Origin of the sequence: Pseudomonas sp. NY15364, from assembly GCF_048068235.1 — a bacterium.
GTDB classification, from domain to species: domain Bacteria; phylum Pseudomonadota; class Gammaproteobacteria; order Pseudomonadales; family Pseudomonadaceae; genus Aquipseudomonas; species Aquipseudomonas mendocina_D.
Map to the genome: position 1 here is coordinate 1 of NZ_JBLUPX010000030.1, position 14,877 is coordinate 14,877.

Annotated in this window: 9 protein-coding genes and 3 pseudogenes; 2 read left to right on the top strand and 10 right to left on the bottom strand. The window is 61.8% G+C overall.

Going from position 1 to position 14,877, the window contains the following annotated elements; translation table 11 throughout:
- Positions 1-449: 449 nt before the first annotated feature.
- Positions 450-1,216, top strand: a pseudogene (locus ACNFCJ_RS19665) (IS3 family transposase); the annotation flags it as partial.
- On the opposite strand, the pseudogene istA reads toward ACNFCJ_RS19665, so the two are convergent.
- A pseudogene (gene istA / locus ACNFCJ_RS19670) lies at positions 1,215-2,198 on the bottom strand (IS21 family transposase); the annotation flags it as partial. The pseudogenes ACNFCJ_RS19665 and istA sit on opposite strands and share 2 nt — an antisense overlap.
- A gap of 567 nt (positions 2,199-2,765) precedes the next feature.
- On the opposite strand from istA, the pseudogene ACNFCJ_RS19675 reads away from it, so the two are divergent.
- A pseudogene (locus ACNFCJ_RS19675) lies at positions 2,766-3,075 on the top strand (DUF3363 domain-containing protein); the annotation flags it as partial.
- A 122-nt stretch (positions 3,076-3,197) separates the two neighbouring features.
- Here the strand turns inward: ACNFCJ_RS19675 and arcC are convergent.
- The 9 genes from arcC to ACNFCJ_RS19720 form a co-directional block, all read right to left on the bottom strand.
- Entirely contained in the window at positions 3,198-4,124 is a 927-nt protein-coding gene (arcC, locus tag ACNFCJ_RS19680; RefSeq protein ID WP_038664471.1) for a carbamate kinase, read from the bottom strand.
- 89 nt (positions 4,125-4,213) lie between these two features.
- The gene (locus ACNFCJ_RS19685) at positions 4,214-5,224 is read right to left on the bottom strand and encodes an ornithine carbamoyltransferase (RefSeq protein ID WP_038664468.1); all 1,011 of its coding nucleotides are present in this window, start codon (positions 5,222-5,224) and stop codon (positions 4,214-4,216) included.
- A gap of 118 nt (positions 5,225-5,342) precedes the next feature.
- Complete coding sequence (gene arcA, locus ACNFCJ_RS19690; protein WP_038664465.1) at positions 5,343-6,593, bottom strand: arginine deiminase; 1,251 nt, start codon at positions 6,591-6,593, stop codon at positions 5,343-5,345.
- A gap of 51 nt (positions 6,594-6,644) precedes the next feature.
- A complete protein-coding gene (arcD, locus tag ACNFCJ_RS19695) occupies positions 6,645-8,072 on the bottom strand; it encodes an arginine-ornithine antiporter (protein ID WP_011911900.1) in 1,428 nt (475 codons plus the stop codon).
- 141 nt (positions 8,073-8,213) lie between these two features.
- Positions 8,214-8,429 carry a YgdI/YgdR family lipoprotein gene (locus ACNFCJ_RS19700; RefSeq protein ID WP_010563423.1) on the bottom strand — a complete coding sequence of 72 codons (216 nt, stop codon included), beginning with the start codon at positions 8,427-8,429 and terminating at the stop codon, positions 8,214-8,216.
- Positions 8,426-9,877, bottom strand: coding sequence for a TolC family outer membrane protein (locus ACNFCJ_RS19705; RefSeq protein WP_038664460.1), 1,452 nt, complete (start codon positions 9,875-9,877; stop codon positions 8,426-8,428). The genes ACNFCJ_RS19700 and ACNFCJ_RS19705 overlap by 4 nt, the downstream gene beginning before the upstream one ends.
- A 65-nt stretch (positions 9,878-9,942) precedes the next feature.
- The gene (locus tag ACNFCJ_RS19710) at positions 9,943-11,058 is read right to left on the bottom strand and encodes an ABC transporter permease (RefSeq protein WP_038664457.1); all 1,116 of its coding nucleotides are present in this window, start codon (positions 11,056-11,058) and stop codon (positions 9,943-9,945) included.
- 1 nt (position 11,059) lies between these two features.
- Positions 11,060-13,798, bottom strand: a complete 2,739-nt coding sequence (rbbA, locus tag ACNFCJ_RS19715) for a ribosome-associated ATPase/putative transporter RbbA (RefSeq protein WP_416773181.1) — start codon at positions 13,796-13,798, stop codon at positions 11,060-11,062.
- Entirely contained in the window at positions 13,795-14,868 is a 1,074-nt protein-coding gene (locus ACNFCJ_RS19720; protein WP_003464255.1) for an HlyD family secretion protein, read from the bottom strand. The genes rbbA and ACNFCJ_RS19720 overlap by 4 nt, the downstream gene beginning before the upstream one ends.
- Positions 14,869-14,877: the final 9 nt, after the last annotated feature.

A 14,877-nucleotide genomic window follows, 5' to 3' on the forward strand; every position in this document is an offset into this window, starting at 1 on the left:
CCAGTAGCGTCGAGGATTACGAAGCGCTGCTGCCGTGGAACTGCTCGCCAGCTTCTGCCTCTGCTTCCTGAAAAAAACCGTCCGCTAGGACGGGGTTTATGGAGCGGTTACCCTTGACCAAGATTGCTTCCGGCCGTCTGAACCTGTCCAAAGGAGAAAAGACAGCTTTGAAGTACCTGTTGGAACGATTGGAGATCGAATGCTGAGCAGAGACTGGCTCAGGTCATCGCGAGGTGCTCGCTGGGGCTGGCTGGTCGGAGAGGTTGGGCCAGGCCAGTGAATGGTAAAGCGGCGAAATCTTATGATTTACGCCGCTTGGTCATTTCAGTTCGTCGCTGAGCGCTCTGTCAGGCTCAACACTTTCTTGACGTCGCGAGCTGCGAGATCTGAATCGCCCCTAGTTTCGTAGACACCTCCAAGCCTCATAATGAGGCCCATCAGGAGGTGCCATGAGCAACCAGCGTTACCCCGAAGAATTCAAGATCGAAGCGGTCAAGCACATCACTGAGCGCGGCTTGCGTGTTGCCGATGTGGCAGAGCGTCTAGGTGTGTCCGCGCATAGCCTGTACGCCTGGGTAAAGCGCTACAGCAAGCCCCAAGTACAGCGGCAGCAGGTAGATGATCAGCAAGCCGAACTGCGTCGTTTGCGCGCTGAACTCAAGCGAGTGACCGAAGAGCGAGACATCCTAAAAAAGGCCGCCGCGTACTTTGCCAAGGAGTCCGGCTGAAGTACGCCGTTATCAGCAAGCTGTCGGTGGAGTACCCGGTGCGGCGCCTCTGCCAGACCCTCCAGGTACATCCCAGCGGTTACTACGCCTGGCTGGCCGAGCCGAAATCTGCACGCGCCAAGGAGGATCAGCGTCTGCTCGGATTGATCAAGCATGCCTGGTTGGAAAGCGGCGGGGTCTACGGCTACCGCAAGATCCACGACGACCTGCGTGAGCTGGGCGAGTCTTGTGGTCGGCACCGCGTGGCTCGCCTGATGCGGGGAGAGGGACTGCGCTCGCAGACCGGTTATCGTCGGCGCCCCGGGTACTATGGTGGCAAGCCGACTGTGGCCTCGCCCAACCGTCTGGAGCGGAAGTTCAACGTCAGTGAACCGAACAAGGTCTGGGTCACCGACATCACTTACATCCGCACCTATGAGGGTTGGTTGTACTTGGTGGTGGTACTGGATCTGTTTTCGCGCCAAGTGATTGGCTGGTCGATGAAGCCACCCGCGCCTTCTTCCACTCGGCGTAGACGTAGGGTTGCACCGGCAAGGGGCGCAGCGCCAGACGATCCAGAGCCTCGAAGGCCGAGTGCCGGGAGCCCGGCAGCTTGCGAAACGGGCGGCGATTGAGCCGCTCCAGCAACACGGAGATGGCGCTGTTGAGTTCATCCAAGGAGAAGAACTGACGGTTGCGCAGGGCCGCGAGGATCCAGCGCTCGACCACCTGCACGCCGACTTCGGCCTTGGCCTTGTCGCGCGGCTTACGCGCCCGCGCCGGCACCACCGCCACTCCGTAGTGCTCGGCAAGGTCGCGGTAGCTGGGGTTGATGTCCGGCTCGTAACGATGGGCCTTGCTTACCGCGCTGCGCAGGTTGTCCGGCACCACGATCTCCGGCACGCCGCCGAGGAAGGCGAAGCAACGGGTATGCGAGCCTAGCCAGTCCGGCAGCTGCTGCGACCAGGTGGCTTCGGCGAAGGTGTAGCTGGACGCGCCAAGCACCGCGACGAACACCTGCGCCCGGCGGATCTCGCCGCTGTGGCGGTCGATAACCGGCACCGTCTGCCCGGCGTAGTCGACGAACAACTTCTCGCCGACGCGATGCTCCTGGCGCATCACCACGTCCAGCTTGCCCTGCCAGGCCCGGTAGTGCTCGCAGAACCAGCTGTACTGAAAACCCTGCGGCTGGTTCAGGCGGTACTCCTGCCAGAGCAGCGCCAGGGTCACGCCGGGGCGACGCAGCTCGGCATGCACCCAAGACCAATCAGGCAGCGGTCGTTGTTCGGAGGGTACCGCCGGCGGTGGCGGGAACAGCTGCTGCTCCAGTTCGGAATCGGACAACGAACAGGGCCAGGCTAGACCGCTGGCGGCAAAGCGGTTGAGGTAATCGCCGACGGTGACACGACCGACCTGCACACTGACTGCAATCTGGCGAGCCGATAGCCCGACCTCGAACTTGAGACGAAGTACTTCGCGAATCTTACGCATGGATAAACGCTCCACGACGACCTCTCTGCTTCGAAAAAGAGGTCGATGGTAGTGAAGAAATCCTGCGTTACTGCCTGCCCGGTTGAGTGGCCGGATGGCCGTGGAATCAGTGGCCGGATCACCGTGGAATCGGTGGTCAGATGCTTATGGAATGGGTGGCCAGATGACCGTGGAATCCGCACTATACCTAGTGAGAGGCTATGAACCAGCTGTTCCTTTGGACTTCGATTCTGCGGCCCGACGGAGCGTCCCGAATGAGTTGTCTCAAACCGGGAAGCGAATCTTGCGTTGTTTTCGGTAGCTGCTGCTCAGTTTTGAAGTCAGCGCGACTTCTAGCTCTTTCGCCGCCATATTCCCGGCCGCCTTTCCGCTCTGGTTCTACCCGATCACTCTCCTGCTGACTAGAGTGCTACTCCTAGGTTGGCAAATCGGGCTCGTTTGGATTTTCGGCACGTTGGCCTTTCGTGATGGCTACCTGCGTATCGGGCTATGAACGGTTGGGCCGGTGGGGCACTGGTGGCATTTGGGTTCCAGAAGATCTTCGCGCGCTGAGACGCCTGAGCAGTTCAAGGTCGTCGTGTAATCCTGACGCGTAACCTGCAGGCGACGTTGCGCAATCGAGAGCGAACCCAGTTCGCTCTCGAGATCGCCGCCGAAACGGGGTTAGAGCACCGACCAATCCTTGATGATCGGCGCGTGATAGGCATCTACGGCGTAGCGTCTGCTCGCCAGTGGACGTTACGCCGTGCTCGATGACGGTAAGGGATTCAGCCTAATGCCGTGAACCCCATCATCGAACAACGACTCGGGCAGCAAATTGCAGTGACCCATGCGCCATGGCAGAGTGTTCTGGGAGATTAGTCGGTCGCAAGGCTGAGATGTAGAGTCGAAGCATACTGGTGAAAACCAAGTGAACCTCGTAGCCCTCTAGATTGTCTCGAGTTTGTCCAAGTTATCGCGATGCAGATGGCCGGGCTCGAACATGTTGGCATCTCTCCTTCAGCGATAGGCGATGGCGCTGTAATCCAGGCTGATCCGGGTACCGGATTTGCCCTGGACGATGGCCTCGATATTTTCCAGCGAGCCGATCACCGCCGTGCTGCCAGTGTTGCGGGCGAACTCGCAGGCGGCTTGCACCTTCGGCCCCATGGAGCCGGCGGCAAAGCCGAGTTTGTCCAGCTCGTCGGGGTGAGCTTCGGCGATGGATTTCTGCGTCGGCTTGCCCCAGTCGATATAGGTGGCGTCGACGTCGGTGGCGATTACCAGCAGGTCGGCGTTGAGCTGTTCGGCGAGCAGTGACGAGCACAGATCCTTGTCGATCACCGCCTCCACGCCATGCAATTTGTTGCCGTCGTACATGGTGGGAATACCGCCGCCACCGGCGCAGATCACCACGCTGCCTTTTTCCAGCAGCCATTTGATCGGGCGAATTTCGAAGATGCGTTGTGGCCGTGGGCTGGCCACGACGCGGCGGAACTTGTCACCGTCCGGGGCGATGCTCCAGCCTTTCTCGGCGGCCAGGCGTTCGGCTTCTTCCTTGGCGTAGACCGGGCCTATAGGTTTGGTTGGTTTCTTGAACGCTGGATCGGCGCTGTCCACTTCGACCTGGGTGAGGATGGTGGCGAAGGGCACCTCGAACGGCAGCAGGTTGCCCAGCTCCTGCTCGATCATGTAGCCGATCATGCCTTCAGTTTCGGCGCCGAGTACATCCAGCGGGTAAGGATTGGCGGCGTCGAAGGCATTGCCCTGCAGGGCCAGCAGGCCGACTTGTGGGCCGTTGCCGTGAGCGATCACCAGCTCGTTTCCGCCTGCAACCTTGGCTATCTGCTCACAGGCGATACGTACATTTTCACGCTGGTTTTCCGCGGTCATGGCTTCGCCGCGACGAAGCAGGGCGTTGCCGCCCAGGGCGATGACGAGTCGCATGATGGTTGCTCCTTGTTCTCGTTCGTAGCCCGGATGCAATCCGGGGATGGCGAGGGGGCGATTGCCCCGGATTGCATCCGGGCTACGGTTTAGATGTCGGCCAGGGTCGCGACCAGAATCGCCTTGATGGTGTGCATGCGGTTTTCCGCCTGCTCGAAGGCGATGTTCCATGGCGACTCGAAGACGTCCTCGGTCACTTCGATGCCGTTCTTCAGGTGCGGATACTGTTCGGCGATCTGCTTGCCGACCTTGGTTTCGCTGTTGTGGAAGGCCGGCAGGCAGTGCATGAACTTCACCCGCGGGTTGCCGGCGGCCTTCATGATTTCGGCGTTGACTTGGTACGGCAGCAGTTCCTGGATGCGTTCACCCCAGGCTTCCACCGGCTCGCCCATCGACACCCAGACGTCGGTGTGGACGAAGTCGACGCCCTTGACCGCTTCCTTCGGGTCTTCAGTGAGCAGCAGGCGGGCGCCGCTTTCCTCGGCGAATTTCTTGCAGGCGGCGACATGTTCGGCGCTCGGCCACAGCGCCTTGGGCGCGGCGATGCGCACGTCCATGCCGAGCTTGGCGCCGATCAGCAGCAGCGAGTTGCCCATGTTGTTGCGCGCATCGCCGAGGTAGGCGTAGGCGATGTCGTGCAGCGGCTTGTCGCTGTGCTCGCGCATGGTCAGCACGTCGGCGAGCATCTGCGTGGGGTGGTACTCGTCGGTCAGACCGTTGAACACCGGCACGCCGGCGTAGGTGGCCAGTTCCTCGACAATCTCCTGCTTGAAGCCGCGATACTCGATGGCGTCGTACATGCGTCCGAGCACGCGAGCGGTGTCCTTCATCGACTCCTTGTGACCGATCTGCGAGGAGCCGGGGTCGATGTAGGTGACGTTGGCGCCCTGGTCGTAGGCGGCCACCTCGAAGGCGCAGCGGGTGCGGGTCGAGGTCTTCTCGAAGATCAGCGCGATGTTCTTGCGGCTCAGGTGCTGCTGCTCGGTGCCGGTGTACTTGGCGCGCTTGAGGTCGCGCGACAGGTCGAGCAGGTAACGCAGCTCACGGGTGCTGTGGTGCATCAGGCTGAGCAGGTTGCGGTTGTGCATGTTGAAAGCCATGAGATTTCGCTCCGTTGGCAAGGGCAACTGTAGGGCGGACATGCTGCAGGCTTGTCCGCCTTCTTGCTGGCAAAGGTGGACAAGGCTGCGCCATGTCCACCCTACGAATATGTGTCCGTCAGTAATCGATTGGGTCGCGGATGATCGGACAGGTCATGCAGTGGCCGCCGCCACGGCCGCGTCCCAGTTCGCTGGCGCTGATGGTGATGACCTCGACGCCGGCCTTGCGCAGCAGGGTGTTGGTGTAGGTGTTGCGGTCGTAGCCGATGACCACGCCGGGTTCCAGGCAGACCACGTTGTTGCCGTCGTCCCACTGCTCGCGTTCGGCCTCGTAGGCGTCGCCGCCGGTTTCCACCACGCGCAGTTTCTTCAGGTTGAGCGACTCGGCGACCACGTCGAGGAAGCTGCGCTCGTCGCGGCGCAGGTCGATACCGCCAGGCTTGCTTTCATCCGGGCGCAGCACGAAGGGCACGATGGAGTTGGCCACTTCCGGGAAGATGGTCACTAGGTCGCGGTCGCAGAAGCTGAACACGGTGTCCAGGTGCATGGCCGAGCGCGATTTGCCCAGGCCGGCGACTATCACCTTGTCGGCGGCGCCTTTGGCGAACAGGGTACGCGCCACCTGGCCGATGGCCTGGTGCGAGCTGCGCTCACCCATGCCGATCAGCACGGTACCGTTGCCGATTGGCATCACGTCGCCGCCTTCGAGGGTGGCCGAGCCGTGATCCTGATCCGGGTCGCCATACCAGACCTCGAACTCTTCATTGATGAAGTCCGGGTGGAATTTGTAGATGGCACTGGCGAGCAGGGTTTCCTGGCGGCGCGCCGGCCAGTACATCGGGTTGAGGGTTACGCCGCCGTAGATCCAGCAGGTGGTGTCGCGGGTGAACTGGGTGTTGGGCAGCGGCGGGAAGATGAAGCTGGACTCGCCCAGATAGGCGTTGAACATCTTCGCTGCTTCCGAATCTTTGTATTTCTGCAGGTCTGCGCCGGACACGCCGCCGATCAGGAATTCGGCGATGCGCCGTGGCTCCAGGCTTTCGATAAACGAACGAACTTCGTTCTGCAGACCGAGGCCGACGCTGTTGGGGGTGATCTTGCGCTCGAGAATCCACTGCAGCGCTTGCGGGTTGCGCACGGTCTCTTCGAGCAGGTTGTGCATCTCCACGACCTCTATACCGCGTTCACGCATCTTGGTCATGAAATCGAAATGGTCGCGCTTGGCCTGCGATACCCAGATCACGTCGTCGAACAGCAGTTCGTCGCAGTTGGCGGGGGTCAGGCGCAGGTGCGCAAGGCCGGGCGAGCAGACCATCACCTTGTGCAGCTTGCCGGCTTCGGAATGAACGCCTAGGGCTTTCTTGGACATGTCAAACTCCTTCTCGTGGAACGTGGCCCCGGAAGGTCCGGGGCGGCACTTTTACAAACTCAGGAAACCGTCATACAGGCCGAATGCGGCAATGCCGGCGCCGATCAGTACGGCGATGAAGATCAGCTTCTCGACGCCCGTGAACACCGGTTGGCCCAGCTCGCGCTTGGCCTTGGCGAACAGGATTGCGCCAGGGGCATAGAGCAGCGCGGAGAGCAGCAGGTACTGCACGCCGGCGGCGTACACCAGCCACACCGCATACAGCGTGGAGATCAGCGCGATCAGCAGATCCTTGTTGCGTTCGCCGGCGGCGTTTTCGTAGGTCTCGCCGCGCAAGGCCAGCAGCACGGCGTAGGCACTCGACCAGAAGTACGGCACCAGAATCATCGAGGTGGCCAGATACAGCAGGCTGAGGTAGGTGGACTCGCTGAACAGGGTGATGATCAGAAACAGCTGGATCAGCCCGTTGGACAGCCACAGCGCGTTAGCCGGGACCTGGTTGGCGTTCTCCTTGCGCAGGAACTCCGGCATGGTGTGGTCACTGGCGCTGGCGAAGAGAATCTCGGCGCACAGTAGTGTCCACGACAGCAGCGCCCCGGCCAGCGAGATGATCAGGCCGATGGAGATCAGTTGCGCCCCCCAGGGGCCGACTACCTGTTCCAGCACGGCAGCCATCGACGGGTTTTTCAGTCCGGCCAGTTCGGCCTGGGCGAGGATGCCCTGACTGAGGATGTTGACCAGCACTAATAGCAGGAGCACGCCGATGAAGCCGATGACGGTGGCCTTGCCGACATCGCTGCGTTTCTCGGCGCGGGCGGAGAAGATGCTCGCACCCTCGATACCGATGAACACCCAGACGGTGACCAGCATCATGTTGCGCACCTGATCCATCACGCTGCCGAGCTCGGTGTTGCCGCTGCCCCAGAAGTCCGAGGTGAACACGTCCATCTTGAAGGCGACGGCGGCGATGACGATGAACAGCGCCAGCGGCAGCATCTTGGCGATGGTGGTGATGGTATTAATGAAGGCCGCTTCCCTGATCCCGCGCAGCACCAGAAAGTGCAGCAGCCAGAGCACGATAGAGGCGCAGATGATCGCCGGCAGGGTGTTGCCCTCGCCGAATACCGGAAAGAAGTAGCCGAGGGTGGAGAACAGCAACACCATGTAGCTGACGTTGCCGATCCAGGCGCTGATCCAGTAACCCCAAGCCGAGGAGAAACCCATGTAGTCGCCGAAGCCGGCCTTAGCGTAGGCATACACCCCGCCATTGAGGTCGGGTTTGCGGTTGGCCAGGGTCTGGAAGACGAAAGCCAGGGTGAGCATGCCGACACCGGTGATCAGCCAGCCAATAAGGGTGGCGCCGGCACTGGCACTGGCGGCGATATTCTGCGGCAGGGAGAAGATCCCGCCGCCAACCATTGAACCAACAACCAGAGCGATCAACGCGCCGAGGCGCAGTTTTTGAGTCGAGTCAGACATAGCGAGACCTCCTTGGTCTAGTAATAACTACCGGGCAGACTCTTTCGGAGTTTTCCTAATGTTTAACAAGTTCAATGCAGTCGTGATAAATGGGGTTAGAAAGTTTGAAGGTGGTATCACGAAACCGCTGTCATTGCTGAATCAGAGCGTCCTGATGGTATTCACCTGATCTTTATTTATACGTTGGGGTTTCCCGTCAGGTTGCTTAAATTCGTAGAAACCACTTTTTGCATCGTATTTGGGTTCGTCTAGTGTCTGGATTTCCTGACCGCTGTTGAGCACGATCAGCGAGGGGGTAGAACAGCCAGCAAGCAGGCTGAGAGTCAGAGCGGAAAGTACAAGGCAGATTTTTTTCATGATGATGCTCCTAAGTTGTCGTCAGTAAAGTTGGCTTCTAATGTTTCTTCCGGTAGGAAGTCTTTGTCCGGGTTGTAGTCAGGCTTGAGGAAGCTGTCCAGCGCTTCCAGGTCAGCCGGACTGAGGGTGCCGGCGGCCTGCTTCAGGCGCAGGTTGTTGAGGATGTAGTCATAGCGCGCGTCGTTGTAGTTGCGCACCGCGCTGTACAGCTGACGCTGGGCATCGAGCACATCGACGATGTTGCGGGTGCCGACCTGGTAGCCGATCTCGGTGGCTTCCAGGGCGCTCTGGTTGGAGATGATCGACTGGCGGCGCGCCTGCACGGTCTCCACGTCGGTATTCACCGCACGGAACAGGTTACGGGTGTTCTGCACCACCTGGCGGCGCAAGCTTTCGCGCAACTGCTCGGTCTGCCCCAGGCGCTGATAGGCCTCACGCACCTGCGAGCTGGTCAGGCCGCCGCTGTACAGCGGGATATTCAGTTGCAGGCCGATGGAGCGCTGCGAAACATCGCCACCGTATGTAGTGGGTGACGCAGCAGAGTTGGTAAAGCCCAGGCTGTCATTGTCGCCCTTCTGATAGCTGGCCACGGCATCCAGGGTCGGCGCATGGCCGGCCTTGCGCTGGCGCAGGTTTTCCTCGGCAGCATCGACCGCGAAGAAGCTGGCCTGCAGATTGAGGTTCTGCGCAGCGGCGGTATCGACCCAGGTTTTGGCGTCGTTCGGTGTCGGCGCCAATACCGGCAAGGTATGCACGATACCTTCGACTGCCGTGTAGCTGCGATTGGTCAGCGCCACCAGGGCCTCGAAGGCATCATCCACGGCGCGCTCGGCGAGAATGCGGTTGGCTCGGGCAGTGTCGAAACCGGCCTGCGCTTCGAGCACGTCGGTCTTGTCGGAAAGGCCAACATCGAAGCGCTCGTTGGCCTGATCCAGCTGGCGCTTGAACGCCGCCTCTTCGGCACGGGTCGAGGCCAGGGTGTCCTGGGCGCGCAACACGGCAAAGTAGGTCTCGGCGCTCTGCAGAATCAAGCTCTGCTCGGTCGCTGACAGCTCCAGCGCCGCCTGCTCACTGGTCGCCTCGGCCGCCTGCAGCTGGAACCATCGATCGGCACGGAACAGTGGCTGGCTCAGGTTGGCCTGATACACCAGGCCGCTGCGCGACAGGGTGTTACTCGGCGAATCGAGCTCGGTGCGGGTATCGCCATAATTGGCCCCCGCCGACAGGTTGGGCAGCAGCCCGGCACGCGCCTGCGGCACCACTTCGCGACGCGCCTGGTAGTCGGCGCGAGCGGCAGCGATATCGGCGTTGTTCTTCGCTGCTTGTTTGTACACGGTGACCAGGTCGGTTTTGGCCGGGGTGGGTAGGGAGGTTGCCCAGCCCTGTGCTGGGATGCCCAGGCAGATGGCTGTCACCAGGGCCAACCTAGCGGTTGTGGTTATCTCCACGTATTAGTTTCCTTATTTGGTCTGTCTTGCATGTCTATTCGAATGGCACCGTGTGGATGGCCTTCTCAATGCAGGGATTTGCGCAGCCGCGACAAGGCACCGATGAAAAACACGCTACCGATGGCGCCTAGGGCAAGCATTTGCGGCCAGACGACAGCCGGGCCGGCGCCACGGAAGAGAATGGCTTGGGCTAGCTCGACGAAGTGCGTGGTGGGTGCCGCCAGCATGACGTTCTGTACGACTTCCGGCATGCTTTCGCGCGGGGTCATGCCGCCGGAGAGAATCTGCAGAGGCATCAGCACGAGAATGATCAGCAGGCCCAGCTGTGGCATCGAGCGGGCCAGGGTGCCGAAGAAGATGCCCATCGAGGTGGTGGCGAACAGGTGCAGGGCGACACCGCCGAGGAACAACAGCACGGAGCCGGGAATGGGGACGGCCAGCCAGCCCTCGATGATGATGCGCATGGACAGGGCGGTGGCGGCCAGCACCACTAGGCCCATCGACCAGACCTTGGCCGACATGATCTCGAACGGCGTGACGGGCATCACCAGCAGGTGCTCGATGGTGCCGTGTTCGCGTTCGCGGATCAGTGCGGCGCCGGTGAGGATGATCGACAGCATGGTGATCTGGCTGACGATTGCGTTGACGGAGCCGAACCAGGATTGCACCAGGTTGGGGTTGTACTGCATGCGTACCACCGCTTCGACGGGTACCGCGTTGGCGCCACGAAAGCGCCTGAGGAACTCGCCGACCTCGTCATTAATGATCTGCTGGATATGTCCAGCCCCCGTGAACGCTTGGCTGACTTGTGTGGCATCGACATTGAGCTGGATGGTTGGCTGGCGTCCGGCTAGCAGATCTTGCTGGAACTGCGGCGGGATGTTCAGGGTGAAGGTATAGCGCCCGGCGTCCATGCCGCTGTCCATGGTTTCCAGGTCGATGGCCGCGGGCTTGATGAAGTAGGGCAACTGGAAGCCGCCGACGATGCGCGTCGACAGTTGCGAGCGATCCTCGTCGAGCACGCCAATGCTGGCCCGGTGCGGCGACTCCGGCACACTGTTGGCTTGGGAGTAAATGCTCAGGGTGAAGGCGTAGAGGATCAGCAGCAACAGGGCCGGGTCGCGATACAGGCTGCGCAGTTCCTTGATGCCCAACTGCAGGATGTTGTTCAGTTTGCGCATCTTATTTCTCCTGCTTCTTCAGGCCGGCGACGCTGAGCAGGGTCAGTGTGGGGATGGTGATCAGCAAGGGAATGAAGTAGGGGTAGAGTTCGGCCAGGCCCAGCGCCTTGGAGAACACGCCACGGCTGATGATCAGGAAATGGCTGGTCGGGTAGAGGTTGCCGATCAAGGCGCTGGCGCCTTCCAAGGCCGATACCGGGTAGATCAGACCGGAGAATTGCGTAGCCGGCACCACGGTGGCGATGGCGGTGCCGAAGATCGCGGCGATCTGGCTATTGAGCACCGAGGAGATCAGCAGGCCGAGGCTGGTGGCGCAGGTCACGTAGAGCAGTGCGCCGAGTGTCAGGGTCAGCATGCTGCCCTTGACCGGCACATCGAAGAAGCAGACCGAGAAGGCCACCAGCATGAAGAAGTTGGCCATGCCCAGGGCGATATAGGGCAACTGCTTGCCGATCAGGAACTCCAGGCGGGTCACCGGCGTGACGTAGAAGTTGGTGATCGAGCCCAGCTCCTTTTCCCGCACCACGCCCAGGGCGGTGAGCATCGCCGGAATCATCATCAACAGGATCGGGATCACCGCCGGCACCATGGCTTGCAGGCTTTGCACATCGGGGTTGTAGCGGTAGCGCAGGGCGATGTCGAACTGGCTGCGGGCCGCATTCCCGGGAGCCGTCGCGGCAAGCTGCTGCAGGTAGCCCTGGTGGATGCCCTGTACGTAGCCCTTGACCGTATTGGCGCGGGTCGGCATGGCGCCGTCGACCCAGAATCCCAGCTGTGGTACGTCACCGCGCTTGAGCTCGCGACCGAAGCCTGGCGGAATCTCCACGGCCAGGCTGATATCGCCCTGGCGCATGCGCCGTTCGAGTTCGTCGTAGTCGCGCAGTGGCGGTTTTTCCTGGAAATAGCGCGAGCCGGTAAGGGCCTCGGCATAGGCGGCGCTGGTGGTGGTCTGGTCGCGATCGAGTACCGCGTAGCTCAGATCCTCGACATCCAGGTTGATGCCGTAGCCCATGATGAACATCAGCAGAACCGTACCGATCAAGGCCAGGGTGGCGCGAACAGGATCGCGGCGCAGTTCCATGGCTTCGCGCTGGGCGTAGCTGTACAGGCGCCGAGGGCTGAAACATGATTTTGCCGCGCTGGCATGGACGAATTCCGCCTCCTCTGGTGCCTGCTGCGGGGCGTCCGCCGGTGTGTCGTCAGCGGCATCGCGCAGGTAGGCGATGAAGGTTTCTTCCAAGGTGGACAGGCCGCGCTTGGCCATCAGCGCCTGCGGCGTGTCACTGTCCAACACGCGGCCGGCGTGCATCATCGACATGCGGTCGCAGCGCAGCGCCTCGTTCATGAAATGGGTGGAAATGAAGATGGTCACGCCATCCTTGCGCGACAGGTCGATCAACAGCTCCCAGAAGCCGTCGCGGGCTACCGGGTCGACGCCGGAAGTCGGCTCGTCGAGGATCAGGATCTCCGGCTGGTGAATCACCGCCACCGCCAGCGACAGGCGCTGGCGCACCCCCAGGGGCAGATCCTCCGGCAACTGCTCGGCGACTCCCTGAAGATCGAACCTGTCGAGCATTTCCTGAATGCGCGCGGGACGCCGTTGCGGCGGGATTTCGAACAGCCGGGCATGCAGGTCGAGGTTCTGCAGCACACTCAACTCGCTGTACAGCGAGAACGCCTGGGACATGTAGCCGACCCGGCGGCGGGTGTCGATGTTCCTTGGGTCGACCGGTTTGCCGAACAGGAAGGCTTCGCCTTCGCTGGCCGGCTGCAGCCCGGTGAGCATCTTCATGGTGGTCGACTTGCCGCAGCCGTTGGAGCCGAGGAAGCCGAAGATTTCCCCGCGCTCGATGCGGAAATCTACATGATCGACGGCGACGAAATCACCAAAGCGGCAGGTCAGGCCGTGCGCCTCGATGGCCACCGCATTCTCGCCGCTGGCCGCCGGGCGCGGTGGAATCACTAGGGTATGGTGGCCGCTGCGCTTGGCTTCGGGCAACAGGGCGATGAAGGCTTCTTCCAGATTGTCGGTGCCGGTGCGTTCGAGCAGTTCGCCAGGGGTTCCGATATCCAGCACCTTGCCGTCGTCCATGGCCACCAGCCAGTCGAAACGCTGGGCTTCGTCCATGTAGGCGGTGGCGACCAGCACGCTCATGCCGGGGCGGCGCTTGCGAATGCGCTCGATCAATTCCCAGAACTGGTTGCGCGCCAGCGGGTCGACGCCGGTGGTGGGTTCGTCGAGGATCAACAGATCCGGATCGTGGATCAGCGCACAGCACAAGCCGAGCTTCTGTTTCATGCCGCCGGACAGCTTGCCCGCCGGGCGTTCGACAAACGGCGCCAGGCCGGTGCTTTGCGTCAGGTCGGCAATCCGCGCCCTGCGCTCCTGCTCATCCTGGCCGAACAGGCGGCCGAAGAAGTCGAGGTTCTCGAACACGGTCAGGGTCGGGTAGAGATTCTTGCCCAGGCCCTGGGGCATGTAGGCGATGCGCGGGCAGACGTCGCGGCGGTGGCCGGCATCGGCCATGTCGCCGTCGAGCACCCGTATCGTGCCGTCCTGCATCCTACGCGCCCCGGCGATCAGGGCCAGCAGGCTGGACTTGCCCACGCCATCTGGGCCGATCAGGCCGACCATGCGGTTGGCGGGGATGTCGAGGGTGACCGCGTCCACCGCGCAGGTTTTGTTGTAGCGCAGGCTGACCTCGATCAGTTGCACCACGCTGGGGTCGTTCGCTGTCATGGTGTGATTCGCACGTGCAGGCTTTCGGGCCACTCGGCGGCGGCGTCAAGTTTCAGGTAGGCCATGCCGGGAACCCCGGTCTTGACCTGTTCGAGGTGTTTTTGCAGCAGTTCTGGATCGATTCGGGCCTTGACCCGGAACATCAGTTTTTCCCGTTCGTTGGCGGTTTCCACTGTCTTGGGGGTGAACTGTGCGACGCTGGCGACGAAGGTCACCTTGGCTGGAATTACATATTGCGGTGCGGCATCCAGGATCAGTCGCACGTCCGCGCCCAGGGCGACTCGACCAGCCTGTTGCGCCGGCAGGAAGACGTTCATGTACACGTCGTTGAGGTCGACCAGATTGAGTACCTTGCCGCCGGCACCCAAGACTTCACCTGGCTGGCTGACGCGATACTGCACACGGCCACTTCGGGGCGCCTTTAGCCGGCTGTCCTCGATATCCGCTTGCAGCCGCTCGACGCTGGCCTGGGCTGCCTCCACGCTGGATTCGGCCTCGATCACCTGCGATTGCGCAGCATCTATGGCGGCCTGGCTCGACAGAACCTGGGAACGGGCGGCGCTGAGTGCGGCCTGGCTGCTTTGCAGGGCGGCCAGGTCATCGTCGAGTTTCTGCTGGGGCAAGGCATTGCGTCTGACCAGGGTCTCGGTACGGGCGTAGCGCTTCTGCGCCGCAGTCAGCTCGGCCTGACGCTGGTGCACAACGGCTTCGGCGGTGGCTTTCTCGCTGATGCGCAGGGAAACTTGGGAATGGGCCGTGCGGGTGGCGTTCTGCGCCTGGCGAACCTGGGCCTGGGCCTGGCTCAACTGGGCGGTGAGCACCTGGATGTCCATTTGCGCGAGTACTTGTCCGGCGGCGACGAAATCGCCTTCGTCGACGTCGATCTGCAGCAGACGGCCAGCTAGTTTCGTGGCGACGTCCACTTCGGTTGCCTCGATCCGGCCATTGGCGCTGGCGAAACCGGAACCCAGGCCGCTCGGGCGCAGTTCCAGCCAGACCAGTGCGGCCACGGCGGCCAGGGCGACGGCGGAGGCCGTGTGGATCAGGGTTTTCTTCTGTTGTGGCTTCATCGAGGGTTT

Excerpts from the sequence above, each read along its gene's own strand:
- arcC (WP_038664471.1), bottom strand. The coding sequence starts at position 4,124 with ATGCGACTCGTCATCGCCCTGGGCGGCAACGCCCTGCTTCGTCGCGGC.
- ACNFCJ_RS19685 (WP_038664468.1), bottom strand. The coding sequence starts at position 5,224 with ATGGCTTTCAACATGCACAACCGCAACCTGCTCAGCCTGATGCACCAC.
- arcA (WP_038664465.1), bottom strand. The coding sequence starts at position 6,593 with ATGTCCAAGAAAGCCCTAGGCGTTCATTCCGAAGCCGGCAAGCTGCAC.
- arcD (WP_011911900.1), bottom strand. The coding sequence starts at position 8,072 with ATGTCTGACTCGACTCAAAAACTGCGCCTCGGCGCGTTGATCGCTCTG.
- ACNFCJ_RS19700 (WP_010563423.1), bottom strand. The coding sequence starts at position 8,429 with ATGAAAAAAATCTGCCTTGTACTTTCCGCTCTGACTCTCAGCCTGCTT.
- ACNFCJ_RS19710 (WP_038664457.1), bottom strand. The coding sequence starts at position 11,058 with ATGCGCAAACTGAACAACATCCTGCAGTTGGGCATCAAGGAACTGCGC.
- rbbA (WP_416773181.1), bottom strand. The coding sequence starts at position 13,798 with ATGACAGCGAACGACCCCAGCGTGGTGCAACTGATCGAGGTCAGCCTG.
- ACNFCJ_RS19720 (WP_003464255.1), bottom strand. The coding sequence starts at position 14,868 with ATGAAGCCACAACAGAAGAAAACCCTGATCCACACGGCCTCCGCCGTC.